Below are 24054 nucleotides of genomic sequence, written 5' to 3' on the forward strand. Positions count from 1 at the left end.
ATGAAAAAGCACCTTTCAATCCTGGTACTTTTTGCTGCTGTGACAGTAATTACTGCATGTCAGAAAAAGAATCAAAGCGAGCAAAATAGCGTGGAACAAAAATTAACCGAAGGCACATTTGGCTACGACCTGGCCTTTTTGAATCAATATAAAAAGACAATTGTCCTCCATTCGCCGGACAACAGCGGCGCTCAGGCGATACTCGTCGCCGACTATCAGGGTCGGGTTATGACCAGTACAGCTGATGGTGGGCAGGGAAATAGCTATGGCTGGATCAATTACGGTTTGATCAAAAGTGGCGAGCATCAGCCACATATGAATGCATTTGGCGGAGAAGAGCGTTTCTGGCTTTCCCCGGAAGGCGGTCAGTTTTCGATTTATTTCAAAAAAGGTAAATCCTTTGATTTTGAAAACTGGCAAACGCCTGCCATCATTGACACCGTGTCGTTTGCGGTTTCCGAATCAGATAGCAGCTCAGCTACTTTCGAGGCACGGGCCATGATCGAAAACCACTCAGGCAATACATTTGTCATTGAAATCAAACGCAAAATAACCATGCTCGACCAGCCGTCGATTCTCAGCGGGCTGGACATTGCTGCGTTAGGAAATTGCAAATCGGTGGCTTATGAATCCGTCAATGCAGTTAAAAACGTAGACGCAGAATGGAAGCCTGAGACCGGAATGCTGGGTATCTGGCTGCTTGGAATGTTCCGCCCAACCGAAAAGACAGTCATCATCGCACCGTTTTCAAAGAAATTATCAGACAAGCCATTGATTACCGACGACTACTTTGGCAAGATCCCGTCGGATAGGATCAAAGTCGCGGATTCGACGGTTTTTCTCAAAGCAGACGGCAAATTCAGAAGTAAGATCGGTATTGCGCCACGTTCTGCGCGCAATGTAGCGGGCAGCTACGATTCCGAAAAAGGCATTCTGACGATCATCCAGTATAGTCTTTTACCGGAAGAAAAATACTTGAAATCATCCTGGGAAATTCACAAAGATCCCTACAACGGGGACGCATTGAATGCATACAATGACGGAAAACTCGAAGACGGAACACAAATGGGACCATTCTATGAGCTGGAATCCAACTCCTCCACCCGCGCATTGAAAACGGGGGAATCGCTGGTGCATCGCCAGCGTACCTACCATTTTGAAGGAGACCCGGCCAGCCTTAATGACATTTCCCAAAAGGTACTGGGTGTAAATATTGAGCAAATCGGAGAGATATTTGAATAAAAGCATGATAGTGCAGGACAGTTGGAATAATGCTGTTACTCTGCATGCACTGCGAACACGAGAGATTTTGGGTCGAGCGTATATTGATTAGCGTTATGTTAGGGTCAATGAGAAAGTGCTTGAAAAATTGGTAAGCAGCAAAAAAAGGAAGCGGTTATAAGGAAAATGGCTACTATGCAGGCCAATGCTCAAAGTAAAAATCACAACATTACGAGTTTTATAAGAGTACCATTGCCTTCTCATCGCGTCAACATAAATTACATGAATTTCCCAATCAGAGTACTTTTTTCCTGGCTCCTCCTGTTTGCCTGCTTACGGACTACTGCAGCAACGCCTGTACACATCTGGGAAATGCAGGAGCTTACATTTACTGCCGTCAATACCTACAAAAATCCTTATACTGATGTAACTGTATGGATAGAGCTGACCGGTCCGGGATTTAAAAAACGTATCTACGGATTTTGGGATGGCGGCAATACGTTCCGTGTGAGGTTGGTGGCTACAACAGCGGGCGACTGGACCTGGAAAAGTGGGTCCACTCCGAATGATCCGGGACTTTCCGGCAAAACGAGTTCTTTTACGGCTGTTGAGTGGAGTCAGAAAGAAAAGTTGGACAACCCACTCAGGCGTGGATTCCTTCGGACTTCACCTAATAACCATGCTTTAAATTTCGCGGACGGCACACCATACCTGGCCATTGGTGATACCTGGTTTTCCATGGGAGCTAACCGGTTCAAATGGTATGACGATGAAGTGAAAAGGCCCATTGGCCCGAAGGCTGGATTTAAGGATTACGTACGCTATCGGAAAGCACAGGGTTACAACTGGGTAAGTATGATCGCTGCCTATCCGAATTGGAAGACCGATGACAGTTCTTACATTCTGGTAGTAGCCGATTCTGTGAAAACAACCTTACGTTCGGCTTGGGAAGAGTTTGGGACAAACAGTGCAAAGAATATGGACAATGAAGGAGGAAGACCTTTTTTGTTCCCCGGAAAAGTGCCGGGCTACGAAAATTATTTCCCTGATATGGAGCGGCTTAACCCGGAATATTTCAAATACATTGACCGGAAGGTCGCCTATCTTAATGCTAATGGCATCATTCCTTTTATGGAAGCTACCAGGCGGGATGCCAGCCTGCTCTGGTTTAAATACTATCGGTGGCCTGATTCGTATTCCCGTTTTTTGCAATACTTCTATTCTCGTTACCAGGCTTACAATACTGTGCTCAGCCCGGTGCACCTCGACATTATTGATAAAACGGTAAGCCCGGGAGATTTTGTTACTTCGATTAAAGATGTTGAAAAAAGGTTCGGGCCGCTGCCGTTTGAAAACCTGTTGTCCGCCAACGCCAATCCGTCCACGCTCGAAAACTGGGGCGAGGATTCCTGGGTGACATTGCACCAGACGGGCAATCAACGGGAACACAATAACTACTGGTACCTGACAGAGATATATAATCTTAAAAATCCAAAACCAGCGTTGAATGGCGAGCCTTATTACTCAGGTTATAAAGACAACAGGGGAAAGGACGGCGTGAACTACACCCGGGGTGCGGATGGCGGCACCGAGCATGACAATGAAATCGTGCGATCGGGAATTTACGGAAGCTTCCTCTCCGGCGGACTTGCCGGTCACGTTTATGGTGCCGAAGGTATATGGGGCGGCGATATAGAACCAGCCGCGCCGATCCATATGTGGGACGCTTTCAAATGGAGATCTGCGGCAGAGATGCAATACCTGAAAACTTTCGCTTTTTCTATCGGGCGCCGGTACCAGGAACTTGTACCATTGGCAGACCTGGTGTCACCCAATAAAACGCATGATATACTGAGTTATGAAGGCTGGGCTTATTGCGCCCGCACACCGGATAAGAATATCTTTATGGTGTATTTCGAGAAGGGTTGCCCGAAATCAGAGATCCGGGGCTGTAAGCTCAACAGTGTATACAGCGCTCAGTGGTTTAACCCACGCAATGGCAGCTGGATCAATGTGGGTGATGGCCAGTTGGTTTCCGGCAAGACCGGGATCATCAAACTTCCACCATTACCTTCTGAAACAGACTGGGGTTTGAAATTAATCTACAAAGGTGAGCGGGACATTCATATAGCATACCAGGAATACGGTTTTGTGCGCGATTCATTATCCACGAGAATATTCAGAAGGCTGCTAACCCTACCGGTTGCAGGTAGTATCTTGGCCTTAGTGATCGTTGCCTGGCTAATTAGACGCAGGAGAAACAGTAAAGCCGCTTGATAACCTAAGTCTCACAGTAAAAACATGTCATTCCGGGTTTTGTAAGCAATGCCATTTCGTTGAAAAATATTCCTAAACGCTTAAATAACAATACCTTTTCCGGATTTTATGATTACATCCAATGATTTAAAAAATGTTGGTGCAGCCGTTTTGATGACCTCATTATTGCTTTACGCACCAAGTTGTAGTACTCCTAAAAACAAGGCTGGTAAAAATGTCACGGTTGCGAAAACCGAAAGTAAGACTGCCGCCGATATTTACGCCGAACACATCAGGACTACCAACTACCGGACGCCGGAAGAGGAGCGGCAGGCATTTGTGCTTCCACCAGGATTTGAAATAACACTTTTTGCGTCAGAACCCGACATTACCAAGCCCATGAACATGGAGTTCGACGACCGGGGAAGGCTGTGGGTTACCCAGTCGTCGGAATATCCGATGGCGGCAGGAATGAGCGACGGAAAGGACCGGATCACGATCCTGGAAGATAAAAACGGCGACGGTAAGGCGGAAACATTCACACATTTCGACGATAACCTCAACATTCCGATCGGTATCATGCCGGTGTCGGACGGTGCCATAGCGTATAGCATTCCCAATTTATATTATTTCAAAGACACGGATAATGATGGCAAGGCGGACAGCAAAAAAGTGCTGCTAGGGGAGTTTGGCCACAAGGATACACACGGTATGGTCAATAACCTCATGCGTGGATATGATGGCTGGTTGCAGGTATGTCACGGGTTTTCAAATACCTCCCATGTGGCCGGATCAGACGGCGATACCATTAAAATGGCTTCCGGCAACACATTCAGGGTGAAGCTGGACGGCAGCCGGGTGGAGCAAACGACTTTCGGGCGTGTCAATCCGTTTGGATATGCCTACGATGAACGAGGCTACCTGTATTCTGTGGACTGCCATACCAAGCCCATTACGCAGCTGATCTTTGGAGGAGATTATCCGCATTTTGGTAAAAAAGCACCTGCCGGGCTCGGTTTCGCGCCTGAAATGATGACCTATGAACTGGGCTCCACTGCGCTCGCCGGACTTGTTTATTACACCGGTACCCATTTCCCCGAGCAGTACCGGAAAAGCTTTTTTACGGGAGATGTGGTTACCTGCCGCATTGACCGCAATACTGTTACTTACAAAGGCTCCACGCCCGTTACCAAAAAGGAAGAGCCTTTTATGATCAGTAAAGATCCCTGGTTTCGGCCGGTGGATGTGAAGGTAGGGCCGGATGGGGCATTGTACATCGCTGATTTTTACAACCGGATCATTGGTCACTATGAAGTAGCATTGAACCACCCCGGACGTGACCGGCTGAGCGGCAGGATCTGGAAAATCACGTACAAAGGTGACCAGGCATATCAGGATATGAAGGTGACCGATTGGTCGAAAGCGACATTGGATCAGCTGATCGGGGGATTGAAACATCCGCAGCTGAACACGAGATTGAAGGTAGCGGACAGGATCGTGGATACCTGGAAAGACAAGGCTGCTGAGCCTGTACGTGCTTCGCTGGGGGATAATGCGGACGCGAATGCATATGTGCACGCGCTGTGGGTTTTACAAAGGTTGCATGCATTGGATCAGTCCACGCTGAGCGAGGCGCTGAGTCATCAGGATCCTGTAATCCGTGTACATGCATTCAGGATACTTTTGGATGGAGAGAAGCTTGCGGACAGCCAGTATGAGGCGACTACGAAGGCATTAAATGACAAAGATCCGTTTGTTCAGCGCACGGCAGCGGAGATATTGGGCCGCTTTACGAAGGCGGAGAACCTTACGCTTTTGATGGATCTTTATAATAAAACAAATCCTGAGGACACGCATTTGAAGTATACTGCCATGCTCAGCGTGCGAAATACGATTCGTGACAAGAGCGTAATGTGGCGCATTCCGGCTATGAAATGGAACGATGATCAGGCGGCATTAATTACTCGTGCGATGCTTGACATACCGTCCGGTGCGGCGGCTTCATTTGTGCTGGATTACACATTGACGCACGATTTGCCTTCCAAAGATTTGGTTAAAAACCTGGAATACATTGGTCGGCAGGTGTCGCCTTACCAGTTGGAAAAAGCCATTGACCTGATCAATGACAAATTTGCCAGTGATCCTGAGACGCAACTTTCGCTGTACAAAACCATTCAGGCAGGGGTGAAGCAAAGCGGGACCGCGCCGGGCGGGAAACTGATTGCCTGGGGTTCCAGTTTGTCCGGCAGGTTTTTGGGAAATATCTCGGAAAATACAGATTTGTGGAAAAACAGGCCTCTGATGAAAAACAGCGAACCTATTAATCCATGGATGGTTTCCGAAAGTTTTCTGACGAATGTCATGCCCGCATTCAGGATTATTTTGAGCGAAAAAAATGGTTACGCACCGAAAGCAGTCTTGTATTCTGTACCATTCAAGTTACCGGCAACGCTCAAAATGAATGTTTTTGACAATGATATTCATAACACAGCTGCCAAAAAAGGCATTTCCAATAATGCGGTAAGGATCAGGCTGGCCAATGGTAAGCTGGCGGGTGAATATCGGCTTAATCAGATAGAAACGAGTCAGTTTAAGGACTTGATCAAGAATGCAACCTTCAATTTGAATGCTTTCGAAGGCCAAATGGGGTACATCGAAGTGGTGGATAGCTCCTACATCGGCTCAATTGGCATAGGCAAACTGGAACCTGCGGTGCTGGAAATACCAGCCAAAGCACCTTCCTTATTGACAGACCAGCGCGTGGCTGCTGCGGACATTGCGGGGGAGTATAAGATCAAATCACTGGAACCGGATTTGCAGCGACTGGTAAAAGCTGCCTGGATGGATTACCGGGTCAGAAGTGCTGCGGCGGGAGCATTGATGAACATAGATGCCAATGCTAATGCGCCGGTTTTGAGCGATGTATTCGACAATCCCGCCGAATTACCCGCATTGAGAGAAAAACTGGCGGGGTATCTGGGCCAGGCATCTTCACCTTCTATATATGAGTTACTAAAAAAGCAGCTGGCGGGCGGCGCGAGAAATTTGCAGGTAGCAATCGCGACAGTGCTAGCAAATACCTCGGAAGGGATCGGGTACCTGTTGAATGCATTTAAAAGCGAAGAAGCTAATGCAGACATTGCCAATGAAATTCCGGTGAAAGAGCGGTTTGCGATCAATGCAAATTCTGCGCAGCAAATAGAAATGGACAAATTTCTCAGCGCCGGAGCTGACGAGCGGGCTGAAAGACAGAAACTGATTGATACCAGGATCGCGACTTTCAAGCCGTCGGAGGGTGTTGCGGACGCAGGTAAGGCTATTTTCGTCCAAAATTGTAGCTCTTGTCATCAGATACAGGGCTCGGGAGGAATGATAGGTCCGCAGCTCGACGGTATCGGAAACTGGGGGCATAAGGCATTGACCCAAAAAATACTCGACCCCAACAGGAATATAACTGAGGCTTTCAGGACTTATAACATTATATTGAAAAATGACAAGACTATGACTGGCCTTTATCGAAGAACAGAGGGTGAGGCGATGGTTTTTGCAGACCTGACGGGGCAGGAGTTTTCAGTGGCTAAAAATGATATGAAAGAGTACCGGGCATCCAAATACACCTTGATGCCTGACCAGTTCAGGAGCATTATTCCGGAAAAGGACTTTTATGCCTTGCTGGATTATTTGTTGAGTGTTAGGTAGTTAATGAGTGAATGAGTCCGCCGTGGAACGGGAATGAGTGAATGAGTGAATGAGTGAATGTTAAAATCCTAAATCCATTATATCTGATGAAAAGTGTTTTGAGAAAAATGAATTGGCTGAGTATCGGGCTGATCGTGCTACTGACTATCCCAGCGGCGCAGGCGCAGACCAAAGCGAAAAAGGGGCATACCGTAGCATTCAAAAAGCAGGAGCTGACCAAAAAATTTATTGCCGAAGGAGCAGCGATGGGCGATGTCAATAAGGATGGCAAAAAGGATGTACTTTCGGGTGCATACTGGTTTGAAGCTCCGAGTTGGAAAGCGCATGAACTGGCCAAACCTGACTCATTTATCGTGAATGGAAGTTATAGTGACTCATTTCTGGATTTTGCTATGGACGTGGACCAGGATGGATGGATCGATTTGATCAGGATCGATTGGCCGGGAAAGGCGGCGGTTTGGCACCAAAATCCGAAGGGGAAACCTGGCTACTGGCCTACGCACGTGATCCACTCGTCAGTTGGAAATGAATCGCCGCAGCTGGTGGATATCGATGGTGACGGACGGCTGGATTTGCTTTGCAATGATCCTACCGCGAAAAAAGTGATTTGGCTGAAATGTCCTTCTAAAAAAGGCGATGGTACCTGGGAAAAGTATACCGTCAGCAATGATGAGAAAAACTCCACGCATATGTACACGCATGGCATCGGTTACGGGGACATTAATGGTGACGGGCGCAAGGATGTGGTGGTGAGAAGCGGCTGGTGGGAGGGACCGGAAGGCGGCCCGGCCAAGCAGGCGAAAGATGCAGACTGGAAGTTTCATCCCGCTGACCTGGGGCAGGATTGCTCGCAAATGTATGTAATGGACCTGAATGGCGACGGATTGAATGACGTGATCAGTGCTTCGGCGCACAATTATGGCATTTGGTGGCATGAGCAGGGTAAAGACGAGCAAGGCAATGCAATATGGAAACATCATGATATTGATAAATCGTTTTCCCAGACCCACGGTCTGGCGTTGAAGGACATTAATGGGGATGGAAACCTTGATTTGATAACCGGCAAACGTTATTTTGCCCATAATGGGAATGACCCGGGCGAATTTGAACCGGCAGTTGTGAACTGGTACGAATACAAACCAGGCAAGACGCCGACATGGATTAAGCACGAAATCGATAATGACTCGGGCGTGGGATTGCATGTGACGGTGGAGGATATTAATAATGACGGATTACTGGACATCGTTACCGGCAACAAAAAAGGTGTACGCATTTTTACCCAGCAAAAAGGGAAATAGTATATGAAATTCGGGATCAATACCTATCTGTTTTCCTCGCCGTTCACGAACGAGAGTGTCTCATGGTTTCCTCAATTCAAGGAATGGGGCTTCGATTTTGTGGAAATTGCAGTGGAAGATCCGGCCAATATTGATCCCGAATTCATCAGAAAAGCATTAGACGACAATGAACTGGAATGTCGCTCGGTATGCGCCGCAACCGGGCCTGGGCGCGACTTGCGCGGGAACCGGAAAGAGCAGATCACTTCTCTTGACTACATTCATGCATTGATAGACATTGCGCCGATACTTGGGAGCAGCCTGGTTGCCGGGCCTATTTATTCGGCAGTGGGGAGGGCTGGTCTGGTACCTGAGGATAAGAAGCAGGGACAATGGAACAACGTTGTTAAAAATCTCAAAATACTGACCAAATACGCTGAGGAACATCGCGTGAAGCTTGCTATCGAGCCGCTCAACCGTTACGAAACTGATTTTATCAACACATGCGATCAGGCCCTCCGCCTGATTCACGATGTCGGCAGCGACGCATTAATGGTGCATCTCGATTCTTTTCACATGAATCTCGAAGAAAAAGACCCCGCGCTGGCGATTCACAAAGCAGGTGATAAGCTGGCACTGCTACACGCTTCCGGCAGTGATCGTGGTACACCCGGCGGCGATCAGATCAACTGGGACAGGATCTTTGCCGCGCTGGACCACATTAATTACCAGGGAGATATCGTCATCGAATCGTTCACCCCCGATGTACTGATCATTGCCAAAGCAGCATCCATCTGGCGCCAAGTAGAACCTTCCCGCGAAGCAATAGCCGTCGACGGGCTGAAATTTCTGAGGTCGCTGGCTTTTTGAGTTTGGTTTTCGGTATTATTGTTAGAAAGGAACAATAATATATGATCAACACGCTAGAACAACTGGATTTAAACGGGGAATACACCTATGCCGATTATCTGAAATGGCATTTCGAAGAACGTTTGGAATTGATACGAGGATACATTTACAAAATGCCTCCCGCTCCTTCACGCCGACACCAGGCGATTATCTGGAATTTGACTGGGGTCATTGGTAACTATATTAAAGGGCAGAAATGCAGTGCTTATGCGGCACCTTTTGATGTAAGACTACCTACCCGGGACAAGAAAAGCAATCAGGAAATTACTACGGTTCTTCAACCGGATATTTGCGTGATCTGTGACCATTCAAAACTGGATGACCAGGGATGCCTGGGGGCACCTGATCTGGTTATTGAAGTGCTTTCTCCGGGGAATTCGAATAAGGAGATGAAGCAGAAGTTCGACGTTTACGAAGAAAGCGGCGTAAGAGAGTATTGGGTAGTGTATCCCGAATATGAACACGTGCATATCTTTATTCTTGATGAGTCCGGGAAATTCATCGGACAGCATCCGAAGATTAACGGAGAGATCTTGAAATCCGCAATCTTTCCGGAACTCGCGATAGACCTGACGGACATTTTTGCTGATAAGTAGTTAGTGTTTCCGGAAAGGTTTTTCCGTTAGTTCAACGCTTACCGCCATTTGGTAAAGCTTGAATGAATGCTATCTCAGCTATGTTTAAGTTTAGAAATTGTCAAAATTCAATCTAAACAAACAGCTGAAATGAAAAAGCTCATACTACTGATTACCGCACTAGTTTTTCATCACACGATTTTCGCACAAGGCGTTGGTATTAATACCACCTCACCCGACCCGAGTGCTGCACTGGATATTCAAAGTACCAATAAAGGAATCCTCATTCCCAAAGTGTCGCTGACTTCGCTTATCGACAAAACTACCATAACTGCCCCTGCAAACGGTTTGCTGGTTTACAATACAAATCCAAACCTGAAAAATGGCGTCGGTTTCTACTTTAACGCAAATACACCTGTTTCCCCTGATTGGCGGGCGGTTTCCGATTGGAAATTACCCTACTATGGCGCTGATTCAGAACCTGCCGCCGCTTTTCTGATTGAAAATTACCATGGCGGATCAAATTCCTCGGCGATCAAAGGTTACAGTGCAGGAAGCGGAACCGGCGTTCATGCCAGAAGTGACGCAGGAGTTGCTTTAAAGGCAGAAGGCGGTGTGAAGATATTCGGGAATGGACAGGCTCCGGGCGTTGGGAAGGTACTGACGAGTGATGCTCAGGGGAATGCGACTTGGGAAGGTGGAGTTGCATTTAGGGCTAGTGGTATGGCCGGCGGAGGAAGCGAAAAAATAGGAAAGAATATCTATTCAAAGATTCCTTTTTCGGTCGAGAATTATGACATTGGCAATAACTATAACAACATAAATGGAAATCCGCATAATGTTTTTATTGCTCCTGTAAAGGGAATTTATCATTTTGATGTACAAGTTGGCTGGGTTAGCCCAGATTGGGAAACCGATAACTTTGTTGTGTTGTCGATATTTAAATCGAAGGATGGAAGTTCGTCTCCACAAGTTTCCAGTCCTTTCTATTCTAACGGTGACAACCGTGGAGATGTGTCCGTTGACTTAGAATTGGAACCGGGAGACGGAATATATACCGCAATTTTTCAGTCAACTTTTGACTACCTGGATTTGACACCTCACTCCTATTTTTGTGGAAGATTGGTGATGAAGCTTTAACCAATAGTTAATATAGACTTCTTTGTAAAATTGAAATAGTAAGTCATTCGATACAATAAAAATTTGTTCAGTGTTCAAATGTTAAAATAGTAAACTGTAAATATTTAATTTGTGCGAATATTATGCATTTCGCTCCTATGGTTAAATATTTCCTGATTTTCTATTCGTTTCCGGTTTTTGTCAAGACAGAAAAAGCCTACACGCAGCAGAAACCTTCTTATAAACAAGCCGAAATTCTGTGGGATACCTGGGGAGTACCGCACATTTATGCCAAAAATGATGAAAGCCCTTTTTACGCTTATGGCTGGGCGCAGGCTCAGAACCATGGTGATCTGGTGCTGCAATTGTATGGTCAGGCGAGGGGACGTGGAGGTGAGTATTGGGGTGAGAAGTATGCCGAGGCGGACAGATGGGTAATCACCAACAGCATTTATGAGCGGGCAGGGGAATGGAAGAACGTTGGTGTGGCGGGGCTGAATCAGTCTGGAATATTTGAGTAAAAATGTTATTTGTCAACCAATAAAAAAGTCTCAGAACTGGTTAAACAGCCTGAGACTTTCCTGTTTTAAGCCAACATTACATTGACTTGAACCCTAATTTAACAATCCATCAAATGTAAGCGCTACGTAATACAAGCCACCCAATGTTGGGCCACCTGCGTATTGAATATAGTTTCTGTTGAAAATGTTGCTACCGCCCACTTTAACATTCGCCTTGATCTGAGGTACCTTATAAGTAACCTGAGCATCGACGGTGTGAATGGCCGGAACGGTTCCGTTGACCAGCGGACTTTCCCAATTAAATTCTTGCTGCCATCTGTAAACGACACTGAACCCAAGATTTTTAACGATCTGACGATTCCCAAACTGAATGTTAGCAGTCCATTCCGGGGTGTTGAAACCGGTCACGAATATGTCAGTCGTCGCGTTAGACTTGATTTTATTAAAGCTGGTGTTACCCGAAACAGTGTAGTTTTTGTAAAAATTATAGGTCAGGCCCAATGCTGAACCGTAGTTGCGGTATTTGTTTTTTGCATTGGTATAAACACGGTAGCGATCCTGTCCTGCATCACGGTTTGCGTCCAACATGGCTAGTACCGCTGCGTCAGTGCCTACCGTCTGGCCTTTCGGAACGTCCACCTGAACTTGTCCGAGGAAACCGTCATAAGTATTGGTATAAGCATCAAAGTCAAAAACCAATGTGTTGTCCAGGAAAACAGATTTGTAACCGAACTCATAGGAGTGAATTTGTTCCGGGCGACCCTTGTCCAGCTGTGCTTTGACGAGCAAATTGCGGTTCGCCAGTGCCGCGTCGTTACGGCTTGCACCGGCAGCAACAGCCGCATTGACAGCCGCATTGAAAACAACACCGGACGCGCGGGTATAGCTGTTGTCCAGATATCCCAAGCCCTCATTAATGTAAGTAAGACTGCCGACACGCTTCACACGACCATTGTTTACATAAGATAGCGCCTCGAACAACCCGGGGAAACGATATCCTTGCTGATACGTAAAACGGAAGTTGTTGTTAGCGGTAGGGGAGAAAACAGCTGCCAAACGTGGTGTCAGTTTTGGGTCAAATTCAGGGTTGTAATCGTAGCGAAGCGACCCGAACAGTTTCAGTTTCTCCTTGAAAAGCACTTTGGTAACCTGCGCAAATGCACCGATTTTTTTGTAATTGATCTTATCACCGTAAGTGCCGTCTTCCAGTTGCTTGCCACGGTCCGCGATAGGACGTGAGAAATCTACAAATGTGTTACCGTCGGGTGTAATCTGATAATCCCGCGCATCACCGCCGATCAGCAGGTCAAAATATTTGGTGTATTTGGATAAATCCCATTGTCCTTCAATGTGATACAAATGGCTTTTCTGAACCAATGCTGCTCCACCGGAAGCGGGAGCGTCAGGAATGGTCGACGATTTGATATCCCAGTTATTAATGCTGCGGATCAATGCTTTCTGATCTTCAAATGCTTTTGTACCCGGTACCGCACGTTTTGCATCGGCTGTTTCTCTCGCGAATTGGGTTGCTGCTGCGAGGTTAGCATCGGTTAATCCGCCGCCATTTTGCTCTGCATAAGTGTTCAAAGCTGTTTTGTAAGCTGCTCCCCAGGTGCTTCCGCTACCGCCGGTCGACAAATCCATGTTGTCGGCAAGCGGTTTTACATTAAATGAATCACCTGAGTTTTCCAGTGATATATAAGCTCTTACGAGGAAGTTACTTCCTTTCAGATCCACTTTATGGTTTTGAACGACCACATTGTCCAGCTGGATCTTGTTCCCTCTTTGAAAAACACCGTCCATTTTACCAACGCGGTAGCTGTAAGAAATTTCAGCCTGATCGCTTAACCGGTAATGAAGTGCCGCGTCGAATTTCATGTTATCCACATTCGGGCTCACCAGGTCTTTTTCCCAGTATCCGGTACGGGCTACATTCAAGGTCTGATTGGCTTTTCCATTGATGGTCAATCCGCTCACCGAAACCGTGTTGCTTCCTGCCAATACATCATCGCCGTATTTGTTCCAGCCATCAAAAGCAGCATTGTTAGCGCCATTGAGTGCAGGATAATTGGGGTTAGCACTTTTGAGATTGTTGGGGTTTTGGTCGAGTCTGGTGTCCGACAACCAGTCGGTACCTTTCATATACCCGAAATTCAGCTTGAATGCGAATTTGTTACTGAATGCTTTTGCGTAACGTATAGCAGTTTCAGTTAAAATACTCGCGTCGCGGCCGGTGCCTCCCACGTGGTTTACACCGGTTTTTTGATACACACTCAAACCCTGATAAAAGAAAGGGCTTTTGGTCAAAAGGTTAGACATACCGTTAATGGCATTGAGACCATAAAGCGCAGACGCAGCACCGGGAGTAATTTCCACACTGGCAATGTCCAGCTCAGTAGGGCCAATGGCATTCCCCAATGGGACACCCAATGTAGCCGCCTGCATATCGATACCGTCCACCAACTGCATGAAGCGATAGTTACTTGGAATGTTAAAACCGCGCGTATTGGGTATTTTGAAAGTAAGGCTGGAAGTGGTCATCTGAACACCCTTGACGTTTTCGAGCGCGTCGTAGAAGGACGGCGATGGAGAGTCACGGATGGCGCGGATATCGAGCTTAGCAATCGCTACGGGCGATTTAAGAATGCTTTCTTCCACTCTCGAAGCGGTCACCACGATCTCCTGGGCAAGCTGGGTTTGTGTTACGAGCTCAACATTGAGATTGGAGCCGGGACCGGTAACTTCAAACTCCTGCGTTTGAAAACCGACGCTTGATATGGTCAATGTAAAAGGATATTTCGCTTTGGATCTTAACTTAAAGCCGCCGTCGGACTCGGTAGTGGTTCCCGCAACGGTTCCTTTGATGACTACGCTGACTCCTGGAAGCGCTGTTTTGTCGGTTTTATCAACGATTTTACCAGATATTTCAATGAAGTTGTTGCCCTGTGCAAGTGATAGAAATGGGAGAAATAACAGGGAAAATAGAGCTAGCTTTTTGGCTAGGTACGCGGTTTTCATAAACTAGTGCAATTGGTTGGTGTTTACCTATAAATCTATCGATTTAGTAGACAAATGTAGTGGTGTTTTTTATACCATCAAATTTTTCTGAAATATCTGTTGATATTTATTCGTCAATACCCTCCTACACGCTGAGGAGGGCGATTTTATTTTAATGTTGTCAAACGCGAAATAGCATTAAAAAAAGAAAACCCCTGGTTTTGGCCAAGGGTTTCACTTTAAAATATGATTTATCGACTATGCCGTCAGTTCTTCTTCCAGGTGTGAAGCATTCAATTGCAAGACTTCTGTCGTTCTCGCTCTGGTTATGGCAGCAAAATTCGCATCAGTAGCAAGAGACCTGCCAAACGAAGGGATGATCTTTTTAAACTGAGCCTGCCATTCAGGAGATTTGGCATCTTTGAAACAACGCTGAATGAGGTCAAGCATAATAGAAACCGAAGTGGAAGCACCCGGAGAAGCGCCAAGCAATGCAGCCAGAGAACCGTCAGAAGCAGTAACCATCTCTGTTCCGAATTCAAGGACACCGCCTTCCTTCTTATCTTTTTTAATGACCTGCACCCGCTGACCGGCTTTTTCAAGATCCCAGTCTTCCAAACGTGCGTCGGGCAGGTAATCCTTCAATGCCTCCAAACGATCCTGCGGCGATTGCCTTACCTGATCAATCAGGTATTTGGTCAGTGGAATATTATGTATCCCGGCCGCCAGCATTGGTTTGATGTTATTCAACTTAATCGAAAGAGGCAGATCCAGGTAAGAACCATTTTTAAGGAACTTGGTAGAAAAACCAGCATATGGCCCAAAAAGTAGTGCTTTTTTGCCATCGATCATCCGGGTATCCAGGTGAGGGACTGACATTGGCGGTGAGCCGACGGAAGCTTTGCCGTACACTTTTGCCTGGTGTTTTTCAACGATTTCAGGTTTGTTGCACACAAGCCATTGACCACTCACGGGAAACCCTCCGAAGCCTTTACCCTCCGGAATGCCCGACTTTTCAAGCAGCGGCAACGAACCGCCCCCAGCACCTATGAATACAAACCAGGTTTGTATTTTACGACTTTTTCCGGTTTCGCGGTCTTTCACATCAATGGTCCATGCTCCCTCGCGGTTCCGTTTGAGGTCGTCGACTTCGTGGTTGAGGTACAGATTGACACCTTCCTGTTTTTCAAGAAAGTCGAACATAGACCTTGTCAGCGTACCGAAATTGACGTCGGTACCAAGCTCCATTCTGGTAGCAGCTACTTTTTCGTCCGGGTTTCTGCCATTCATGACCAGGGGAATCCAGCTGCTGATCTCATTTTTGTCCTCGGTATATTCCATACCCCGGAAAAGATGATGGCGGGTCAATGCTGTGAAACGTTTGTGTAGATAATCAACATTTTCACTTCCCCACACGAAGCTCATGTGTGGAATATTGTGGATAAATGTATCAGGTTCAACGATCCCGTTTTCGACGAGGTACGCCCAGAACTCTTTGGAAACTTCAAAGGACTCGGCAATTTTAATGGCTTTTTTAGTCTCAACCGACCCGTCTTCGAGTTGGGGAGTATAGTTGAGTTCACAAAAGGCAGAATGTCCTGTTCCGGCATTGTTCCATGCATCAGAACTTTCAGCAGTCACACGGTCCAGGCGCTCGAAAATGGAAATTGAAATAGAAGGACTTAATTTTTTGAGCAATACCCCGAGGGTAGCGCTCATGATACCGGCCCCAATCAAAACTACATCAGGGGAGCTCGTTTTTGAAGACTTTTTGGTATTCATCACGAAAAAAGTAAATATGTTACAAAGGGCCTAGGCCCGGAAAAATACAAAATGCAATAGGATAACAACGATCCTAACACTATTTGTTTCGAAAATAGTATAATTTAAAAAATAAAAGTTATGACTAGTTACAAGTTCTTGATAGGGGGCAATTAAAACTTTTTTAGTTGCAATTGTGAGACGCGATTCTCGTAATCAAATGCTTAGTTGGTTATCTTTATGTTGGCTCTTTTAAAATGACAAATCAATTGCCAGGCTAACGAATTTATTGATAACTTTGATATCCAGGTACTTAAAAGTTACTTTTATCGTTGAATTTCTACGCCGCGCAGTGCTGAATAAAATATTATTATAGCTTAATTTAATTACACATTACTAAATAGACAATTATGAACAAAAGTATTTCTACTCATTTGTTTTTTCTTCTAATCCTTCTCTCTCTAAATTCTATGTCCCAGGTTCCATGGAAAGGAACCTATGGAAATGGCTGGCTGGTTAGCGGTAAAAAATATGTAAGGTTAGCAATAACCGTGAAAGGGATTCAGCAAGTGAATTTTTCGGATTTGCCTGTTGAGTTTACGGCTCAAACAATTGATCATGAATATCTGCAACTTTGGCATCGGGGAGTACAGGTGGATATTTTATCTTCCGATGCAAGCAAGATTATTTTTTATGCAGAACCCAATGATGGGAAATTTGATGAATTGCTTTGCAGACCGTACGCAAATGAACCTGGTATCACGTCCAGGATGAATCCGTACGTAAGTTTATTTTCTGACGAGGGGGCTTATTTTTTGGTACTTGGCACCGACAAGGGTTTAAGAGCCAACCCCATAAATTCGGGTAGTGTCGCCAATCCACCGGTCGCAGCAGAGGCGTACCATTTAAATACTGATATTACTACCTATAAAACGGATTTTTCGCAGAGCAACTCAATTTTCATTTATCCAACTTATCTGAATAGCTTCTACGAATACGGAAAGACGTTGACTGGTACGCGCAGATTTGGCAATACTCTGGTCAGTGGCTTTGCACTTAATGTCAAGAAACTAAACGCAGCCGCAGCAACAGTCAAGCCTAAAGTGAAGGTGCTATTGCATAGCCGAAGTAATCAGCGGTCACGTGATATACGCATAAGTGTTGGCCCAGACGCCGGTAATTTACGTCAGGCGGGGTCTGTTAATATCGCGCCTTTTAGACCGAAGGAATTTGAATTTGAGCTACAATTGAATGGAAGCCTGGTTGGTGACATTGATGCGAACGGAGTGGGAACGCTGGCATTTCAGTCAAACGATAATTCAGACGGTAGTGATATTTTCTCAGTGTCCTATTATACTGTGACTTATCCTCAGGATTTTGATATGCAAGGTGGAAATTTCTATATTTTTAACATTCCTCCCACTGCACAATCAGCTTCACGGATTAACTTGGCGGGCCTACCGGGTGCAGGTACACTTCAACTTTTTGACATTTCTGACGCGGACCATCCAAAGGCTATTACAAATGCCTCAGCAGCCAGTTTTGCGATTCCCAGGACAAGTAATGCTACTTTCAATCTTCTGGCAACCACGGTTACTAATGTAGTAGCTGGCTCACAGATGTCAATGTTTACATTTAGTCCAATAGTACCAGCGAATTATGACTACCTGATCATTACAACTGAAGGCTTATTTACTGCAGCACAAAACTATGCTACCTACCGGGCCGGAACTATTAATCCGATAACGAAGCAATCATTTAAACCGCTTGTTTTAAAGATCAAGGACGTTTACAATCAGTTTAACTATGGTGAGCCAAGCGCGGTAGCTGTACGCCGATGTGTGGATTTTTTACTATCTGACGGAAAGAGGGCAAACAAGTTTTTGTTTTTGATTGGAAATGCAACAACGTATAATTTAGGGACGAAAAATCTGGATAATGAAGTGCCCTCTATTGGCTACCCTGGCTCTGATTTGCTTTTGGTTTCGGGCCTTGGAGGGGAAACCAATCAGGATATCCCTGCCATTCCGCACGGAAGGCTGCCTACCAGTGATCCGGTTAAGGCTGCTGCATATCTGCTCAAAGTACAGGAATATGAAAATTTGAACAATCCAGTGGGAATAGGGTATCGCAAAAACGTAATTCATGTAGCTGGTGGAAAAACAGCCAGTGAAATAAATACCTTCAGTGCTAATCTTCTTAACGCAGCAAACGATTTTGCGGCGAATAGTCCATTTACTGGGGACGTATTCGCCTTCAATAAGGATTTGAACAATCCTTGTCCTGCACCAGTAGCGACTGGATTTACTGATTGTCAAACATGGGCTGATCCTGGTATCATTACCAAGGTAAATGAAGGGGCAGGTGCATTAACCTATTATGGACACGGCAATCCAAGGGTAACGGACTATTTTTATGGCTATGTGTCCGACAATGGCAGAGGATATACAGACAATGGAAAGTATTCTACCTTGTTTTTTTACGGCTGTGATGTGAATAATGTTTTTCGGGGGTTTAATGAAACTGTCAGTACACTGCTAACTAACAATCAGAGGCGCCCTTTTACTGTTGACTGGTTATTGACGCCAAATCGGGGATCGGTTGTGGTGCTCGGTAACACCTGGGAGGCATATGAATCTATTTTAACTCCGGCTTTGGATAAAGAATATTCAAAAGTGTTTACTGCGGATCATGTTAGGAAGCCGATCGGAACGATTCTGAAGGAGACTGTGGCTGAGAGTATTGGGGCTCTGCCCAATGTCAATCCGGATATACCGAACTACAACTATAATTTTGTTCAAGCCAACCTTCATCAGACTTTGATACTGGGGGATCCTGCCATTATACCTTTACTTACGACAGACCCTGCTTTGCCTGTTGAGCTGGTGTCGTTTACTGCAAAAGCGCTCGACAAACATAAAGTGGAAGTTAAGTGGACAACCGCGAGGGAAAAGAACAATAGTCACTTTATTGTTGAAAGAAGCGAAGATGCCAAAACGTTTGAGGCAATTGGAGTAATTGATGGTGCCGGAGACAATGAAGGGAATAAAAACTATATTTTTTATGACAATAACCCTTTGTCTGGCCTTAGTTATTATAGACTCGCGCAAGTGGATGCGCCATCTAATCCAGGGCCAGGTGTTGAAGGTGCAAGAACAAATTTCAGAATGGTCTCTGTTGAGATTGAAAACTCGGAAGCTGTGGTAGTATCTCCAAATCCAAGCCCATCTACGTTTAGAATTCAACTTGATCCTAAAATGAGCATTCAGAGCTGGAATTTATTGGATGGAAAAGGAAGAATCCTACAAGCCAAAGGTACCGGATATTCAGTAGACCTTACCGGTTATCCAAGTGGGGTATACTTTATGGAAATAGCTACAGACAAAGGAGATATATTTAAAAGAAAACTCGTAAAGAAGTAAGTTCGATTCGAAAAAGTAACGTCAAGATCGTGAATTCAGTTTTACGATCTTGACGCTTTATAACCAACTCATATGAGAATGCAAACACGCACGATCGTTATTCAGGTCATTCTTTTTTTTAACCTGCTCTGGTCAATTGGCATCAGTGCCCAGGACACAACCACCTATTCCAATGGTTGGATTGATTTTAACCAGAAGAAGTATATCAAAGTTATAGTCAATAAAAAGGGTATTCACAAGATTCCATTCGCCTCCCTCCCGACAGATTTTCCATTAACAAGTCCGGAAAAGCTTCAACTTTTCCACAGAGGAAAGGAAGTAGCGATCATTGCGACAGATAATCAGGGAATTACATTTTACGGAGTCCCAAATGATGGGAGTTCCGATTCGCTGTTGTATAGGCCAATGAGTTCGAGGTTAAATCCTTATTCGAGTATTTATAGCACCCAGGGAGTGTATTTTCTCACGAGCGGAACAAATAATGGAAAACGTGCAACGAGACAAATTTTTGAAGACACAGGAAATGTAGGATATAGTTTTCACACACAGTCTGACGTTCTGGCGAATACTAAAGAATACTCTCACAGTACCGCCATTTACATCGAACCCGACTTCTTAAATAGTTTCTTTGAGAATGGTGCTAGTAAGACCGGGGCAAGACTTTTGGGCGATACGCTATTTACTTACATCTATCAATTAAAAAAGGTTAGTAAGAGTAGCTCTTTAAAACCTAAGATGAGAATTCTTCTTCATGGGAGAAGTAATAATTCTCGGGATATTGAATTGTATATTGGAAAAGATGCGGCAAGTCTGCGAAAGGTAAACTCAGTAAGAGTAAATAAATTTATCGGACAGCTTGCGGAGTTTGAAATCGAGAAGACTGATATCGCGGCCAACGAAAGCTTTGTATTTGCTGTCAAGTCGTTGAACACGTTGAACGAGGAGAGATTTTCCATCGGCTTTACTGAAATTACCTATTCACAGGATGTCTTAATGAATGGAGAGACGTCAAAAGCCTTTACTTTTCTCTCCGATATTAGTGGCCCAAAAAAAGTATTGCTGCCAGACATTAAGAGTGAGGCTGCGGTTTACGATATTTCAAACCAGGATGAGCCAAAAATTATATCAGTTAAATCCGGTCAGTTTTTAATTCAGGGAGTAAAAGGCAAGAAGTCAACCATCTTTGTCTCTGAGAATGTAGAAACGATAAAGAAAACTGAAATTCTCACAACAGATTTTCAGAAAATGACACCTGCTTCTGCGAACTATATAATAATCACCAACGATCTCTTATTCGAAGACGCTAAGAAGTATGCTGCCTACCGTTCGTCGAACTTAGGTGGTGGGTATAAGACTTTCGTTGTAAATATAAAAGACCTTTATAACCAGTTCAACTATGGAGAGACTAGCCCGTTGGCTATCCGGAGGTTTGTCGAATTTATGATTTCAGATGGAAATAAGGACAAGTATCTGTTCCTGTTCGGAAAGTCCATCACTTTTGTGGAAAGAATGCAGCCGGAATTGGCAGGAGATATTCCCGCAATTGGATACCCTGGATCCGATGTGCTGCTAATAGCGGGGCTTGGGGGTGAGAAGACAGACGTGCCTGTAATACCAGTTGGCAGGTTAAGCGCTGTGACCAGTCAGCATGCAAAAAATTACTTGGAAAAAGTAATGGACTACGAGCAAAACGTTTCAGATGAGTATGGCTGGAAAAAAAAGGTGCTACACATCAATGGAGGAAAGACTAGCAGCGAAATAAATAGCTTCAAAGATTTTCTGTCATCGTTGGTGCCCGGCATTGAAAAGGGTACACTCGGAGGATTGGTCACATCTTTTGTTAAGCAAGGCTTGGATCCAACAGAGCAAGTAAATATTACACCGCAGGTGAATGAAGGGGTAGGCATGATTTCATATATTGGCCACGGTGCTCAATACATTACTGATCTTAACTTTGGATATGCTTCTGTTGCGGATAGGGGTTATAAAAACTATGCAAAATATCCTTTGATGTATTTTAATGGATGTGGTGTAGGTAACATATTCAATGCAAGACTTAATCCAAACCTTTCTGCCACTGATAAAATCCCACTTTCGCTTGACTGGGTTGTGGCAGAGAAAAAAGGAGCTATTGCCGTTATTGCGAATTCATTTAATAGTTATTTAAGCCCTACAGTTCGCTATCTGGATGCTTTGTACAAGGAAATGTTCGTAAATGTTGATTCGGAAAAGTTACCGATTGGGAAGATTCAAAGGAATACCATTAAGGCAATTCTGAGTGAGCCGAGCAATTATATGGATGTAGCTAACATTCATCAATCGGTATTGCAGGGAGACCCTGCATTGCATTTGATCAGAGTCGATAAACCAGATTACGCTGTGGATCCGGAAGAGAGTATATTATTGTATTCGAAATCAAATAATATACCCATCGGAAGTTCGGACAGTGTAAGGGTAGCGATTACATTATTTAACAACGGCAAATACAACAAAGCAGATAAACTGCCAGTGGACATTAACGTTTTCTTTAAAAATGGCACAAAATCTACCATCTCACTCAACGTCGAGGCCATTCCCTTTGCAGACACTGTTTATTCTTCTATTCCACTTAACAATCGACAAATACAGCGATTAGAAGTACTGGTTGATCCCAAGTCGACTCTTTTAGAACTCACAAAAAGCAATAATGAAGCAGAGTTGATTGTAGACTGGGAGGTAGCGCAAAGCAAATATTTATATCCATCGGAAAGTGCTAAGGATATCGTTGCACCCATTTTGGATGTATCCTTCGACAGCCGTCTTGTCAAAAACAATGCTGTCGTTCAATCTGATCCGTTGATTGCTTTTATAGTAACGGATGACCGAATTGTTAATGCGGATACGTCATATTTGAATATTTATTTAAAACGGTGCCAAGATGAGAAGTGCGATTATGAGAAATTGATTTATCGGAACAATAGCGAGGTTGAAATAGAGCAATTATCAAATCACTCGTTTCAACTTAAATATTCCTCTGACTTGAAGGCCGGACATTATGAACTGCTGGCGATAGCGAGCGATAAGGCAGGAAATTCATCCGAGAAACCTTACATAATCAAGTTTGATATTATCGATAAAGTGGATAACAACGTGCAGATGGTCGTCAGCCCTAATCCAGCTTCTGCTTTCATTAGATTTGAGGCAAAAATTGGGGATGTAAAACTGCTTGAATCAGCCAGGCTGTATATTTATGACATGAAAGGAGTAATTTGTGAAAACAAAGAAGTGAAACTTTCTGCTTCTAACGTAACCGAGTGGTATTGGTTTCCGAAAACTTCTGGCCTCTACATTTATAAGGTTATCTTTAATGGTAAGGACAATAATGTGCAGGAAATAACCGGGAAATTTGTTTCTACGCGATAGTATTATAGTGGCACCTCTAATTTGTTGCAGTAATATTGTGCCAAATCTCAAATTTGGCACAAATTTTTTAGCAGCATTAAAATAGAGCCATTTAATAGAAAACAACCGTTTACTCAATATGAGAGTAAAAATTTAAGGCTTTGACGTTGTAAAATCTTAATTTTAGACCAAGCAATAAGTAATAACCCAAGGTTACTTTGTAAATTAAAATCCCAGTCAATAGCTTTGGGGTAGTTAAGCATTCATCTTAAGACAATCAATTATTTCTCACTTTACCTCAGTATTACTATGTTAAAAAAACTGATGATGATGGCCTTTGTAGGCTTAGTACTTGTTTCGATGGGTTGCGACGGAGACAAAGGAGATGTCGGTCCGGCAGGTCCAGCTGGCCCCAAAGGAGATCCGGGGGTAAATGGGAAAGATGGCGCAAGTGACACAGTGGGAGTAGGTGGATCAGTCTTGGTGTTTATGGATACGATTTCCACGGACGCGAACGGACGGTTTACTCTTTCAGACACTACTTTTTTTAAAGGGATGAGCAAAGAAGAGGTTGCGTCGATAGAAAAGGGATCTGTTCAGGTTTTCATCAAATCGAGAGGTGTTTATTTCCCGTTGCCTGGTCCTGTGCTTTTTGCGGATGAAGTGATTGACTATATTTATTACTACGGAGTAGATGGTCTCGAATTATTTTTTGAATTCTTCACTGCAACGCCTGCTCCTAAAAACAAGAAGCGTAAGTTGGAGGAGTTGAGAGTTGTAATAATTCCCGCATTGAATGCTGGGCGCTTAGCAAATATCAATTTGAAGGACTATGAGCAAACGGTTAAAGCTTTAGGTATCACAGAAGCGAATATCAAGAAAATATACCAAAAGAAATAGCATTACCGGTTGATAC

At 44.6% G+C, this 24054-nt stretch carries 13 protein-coding genes; 11 read left to right on the forward strand and 2 right to left on the reverse strand.

Annotated features, from left to right (window positions below; genetic code table 11):
• The 8 genes from ON006_RS29285 (at position 1) to ON006_RS29320 (ending at position 11577) form a co-directional block, all read left to right on the forward strand.
• On the forward strand, positions 1-1242 hold the full coding sequence (locus ON006_RS29285) for a DUF6786 family protein (protein ID WP_244821726.1): 1242 nt from the start codon (positions 1-3) through the stop codon (positions 1240-1242).
• 261 nt (positions 1243-1503) lie between these two features.
• Positions 1504-3498, forward strand: coding sequence for a glycoside hydrolase family 140 protein (locus ON006_RS29290; protein ID WP_244821727.1), 1995 nt, complete (start codon positions 1504-1506; stop codon positions 3496-3498).
• Between the two features lie 108 nt (positions 3499-3606).
• Positions 3607-7176, forward strand: a complete 3570-nt coding sequence (locus ON006_RS29295) for a PVC-type heme-binding CxxCH protein (protein WP_244821728.1) — start codon at positions 3607-3609, stop codon at positions 7174-7176.
• A gap of 86 nt (positions 7177-7262) precedes the next feature.
• Positions 7263-8474, forward strand: a complete 1212-nt coding sequence (locus tag ON006_RS29300; RefSeq protein WP_244821729.1) for an FG-GAP repeat domain-containing protein — start codon at positions 7263-7265, stop codon at positions 8472-8474.
• A gap of 3 nt (positions 8475-8477) precedes the next feature.
• Positions 8478-9323, forward strand: coding sequence for a sugar phosphate isomerase/epimerase family protein (locus ON006_RS29305; RefSeq protein ID WP_244821730.1), 846 nt, complete (start codon positions 8478-8480; stop codon positions 9321-9323).
• Between the two features lie 41 nt (positions 9324-9364).
• On the forward strand, positions 9365-9958 hold the full coding sequence (locus ON006_RS29310) for a Uma2 family endonuclease (protein WP_244821731.1): 594 nt from the start codon (positions 9365-9367) through the stop codon (positions 9956-9958).
• Positions 9959-10087: 129 nt separating this feature from the next.
• Positions 10088-11077, forward strand: coding sequence for a phage tail-like protein (locus ON006_RS29315; protein ID WP_244821732.1), 990 nt, complete (start codon positions 10088-10090; stop codon positions 11075-11077).
• A 122-nt stretch (positions 11078-11199) separates the two neighbouring features.
• Positions 11200-11577, forward strand: coding sequence for a penicillin acylase family protein (locus tag ON006_RS29320; protein WP_244821733.1), 378 nt, complete (start codon positions 11200-11202; stop codon positions 11575-11577).
• 93 nt (positions 11578-11670) lie between these two features.
• Here ON006_RS29320 and ON006_RS29325 read toward each other — a convergent pair whose 3' ends face one another.
• Together ON006_RS29325 and ON006_RS29330 are read right to left on the reverse strand one after the other, a co-directional pair.
• Positions 11671-14595 carry a TonB-dependent receptor gene (locus tag ON006_RS29325; RefSeq protein ID WP_244821734.1) on the reverse strand — a complete coding sequence of 975 codons (2925 nt, stop codon included), beginning with the start codon at positions 14593-14595 and terminating at the stop codon, positions 11671-11673.
• 237 nt (positions 14596-14832) lie between these two features.
• On the reverse strand, positions 14833-16356 hold the full coding sequence (locus ON006_RS29330; protein ID WP_244821735.1) for a malate:quinone oxidoreductase: 1524 nt from the start codon (positions 16354-16356) through the stop codon (positions 14833-14835).
• 389 nt (positions 16357-16745) lie between these two features.
• Here ON006_RS29330 and porU2 (ON006_RS29335) point away from each other — a divergent pair, with 389 nt between their 5' ends.
• The 3 genes from porU2 (ON006_RS29335) to ON006_RS29345 all read left to right on the forward strand — a co-directional run bounded on the left by porU2 (ON006_RS29335) (position 16746) and on the right by ON006_RS29345 (position 24038).
• Positions 16746-19757: a putative type IX secretion system sortase PorU2 gene (gene porU2, locus ON006_RS29335; RefSeq protein ID WP_244821736.1), complete on the forward strand. Its 3012-nt coding sequence runs from the start codon at positions 16746-16748 to the stop codon at positions 19755-19757.
• 78 nt (positions 19758-19835) lie between these two features.
• The gene (gene porU2, locus ON006_RS29340; protein WP_244821737.1) at positions 19836-23159 is read left to right on the forward strand and encodes a putative type IX secretion system sortase PorU2; all 3324 of its coding nucleotides are present in this window, start codon (positions 19836-19838) and stop codon (positions 23157-23159) included.
• A gap of 288 nt (positions 23160-23447) precedes the next feature.
• Complete coding sequence (locus ON006_RS29345; RefSeq protein ID WP_244821738.1) at positions 23448-24038, forward strand: collagen-like protein; 591 nt, start codon at positions 23448-23450, stop codon at positions 24036-24038.
• Positions 24039-24054: the final 16 nt, after the last annotated feature.

This window comes from Dyadobacter pollutisoli, assembly GCF_026625565.1.
Taxonomy (GTDB): Bacteria; Bacteroidota; Bacteroidia; order Cytophagales; family Spirosomataceae; genus Dyadobacter; species Dyadobacter pollutisoli.

What these genes read in the sequence shown, in the direction of transcription:
- ON006_RS29285 (WP_244821726.1), top strand. Translation starts at nt 1, where the DNA reads ATGAAAAAGCACCTTTCAATCCTGGTACTTTTTGCTGCTGTGACAGTA.
- ON006_RS29290 (WP_244821727.1), top strand. Translation starts at nt 1,504, where the DNA reads ATGAATTTCCCAATCAGAGTACTTTTTTCCTGGCTCCTCCTGTTTGCC.
- ON006_RS29295 (WP_244821728.1), top strand. Translation starts at nt 3,607, where the DNA reads ATGATTACATCCAATGATTTAAAAAATGTTGGTGCAGCCGTTTTGATG.
- ON006_RS29300 (WP_244821729.1), top strand. Translation starts at nt 7,263, where the DNA reads ATGAAAAGTGTTTTGAGAAAAATGAATTGGCTGAGTATCGGGCTGATC.
- ON006_RS29305 (WP_244821730.1), top strand. Translation starts at nt 8,478, where the DNA reads ATGAAATTCGGGATCAATACCTATCTGTTTTCCTCGCCGTTCACGAAC.
- ON006_RS29310 (WP_244821731.1), top strand. Translation starts at nt 9,365, where the DNA reads ATGATCAACACGCTAGAACAACTGGATTTAAACGGGGAATACACCTAT.
- ON006_RS29315 (WP_244821732.1), top strand. Translation starts at nt 10,088, where the DNA reads ATGAAAAAGCTCATACTACTGATTACCGCACTAGTTTTTCATCACACG.
- ON006_RS29320 (WP_244821733.1), top strand. Translation starts at nt 11,200, where the DNA reads ATGCATTTCGCTCCTATGGTTAAATATTTCCTGATTTTCTATTCGTTT.
- ON006_RS29325 (WP_244821734.1), bottom strand. Translation starts at nt 14,595, where the DNA reads ATGAAAACCGCGTACCTAGCCAAAAAGCTAGCTCTATTTTCCCTGTTA.
- ON006_RS29330 (WP_244821735.1), bottom strand. Translation starts at nt 16,356, where the DNA reads ATGAATACCAAAAAGTCTTCAAAAACGAGCTCCCCTGATGTAGTTTTG.
- porU2 (WP_244821736.1), top strand. Translation starts at nt 16,746, where the DNA reads ATGAACAAAAGTATTTCTACTCATTTGTTTTTTCTTCTAATCCTTCTC.
- porU2 (WP_244821737.1), top strand. Translation starts at nt 19,836, where the DNA reads ATGCAAACACGCACGATCGTTATTCAGGTCATTCTTTTTTTTAACCTG.
- ON006_RS29345 (WP_244821738.1), top strand. Translation starts at nt 23,448, where the DNA reads ATGTTAAAAAAACTGATGATGATGGCCTTTGTAGGCTTAGTACTTGTT.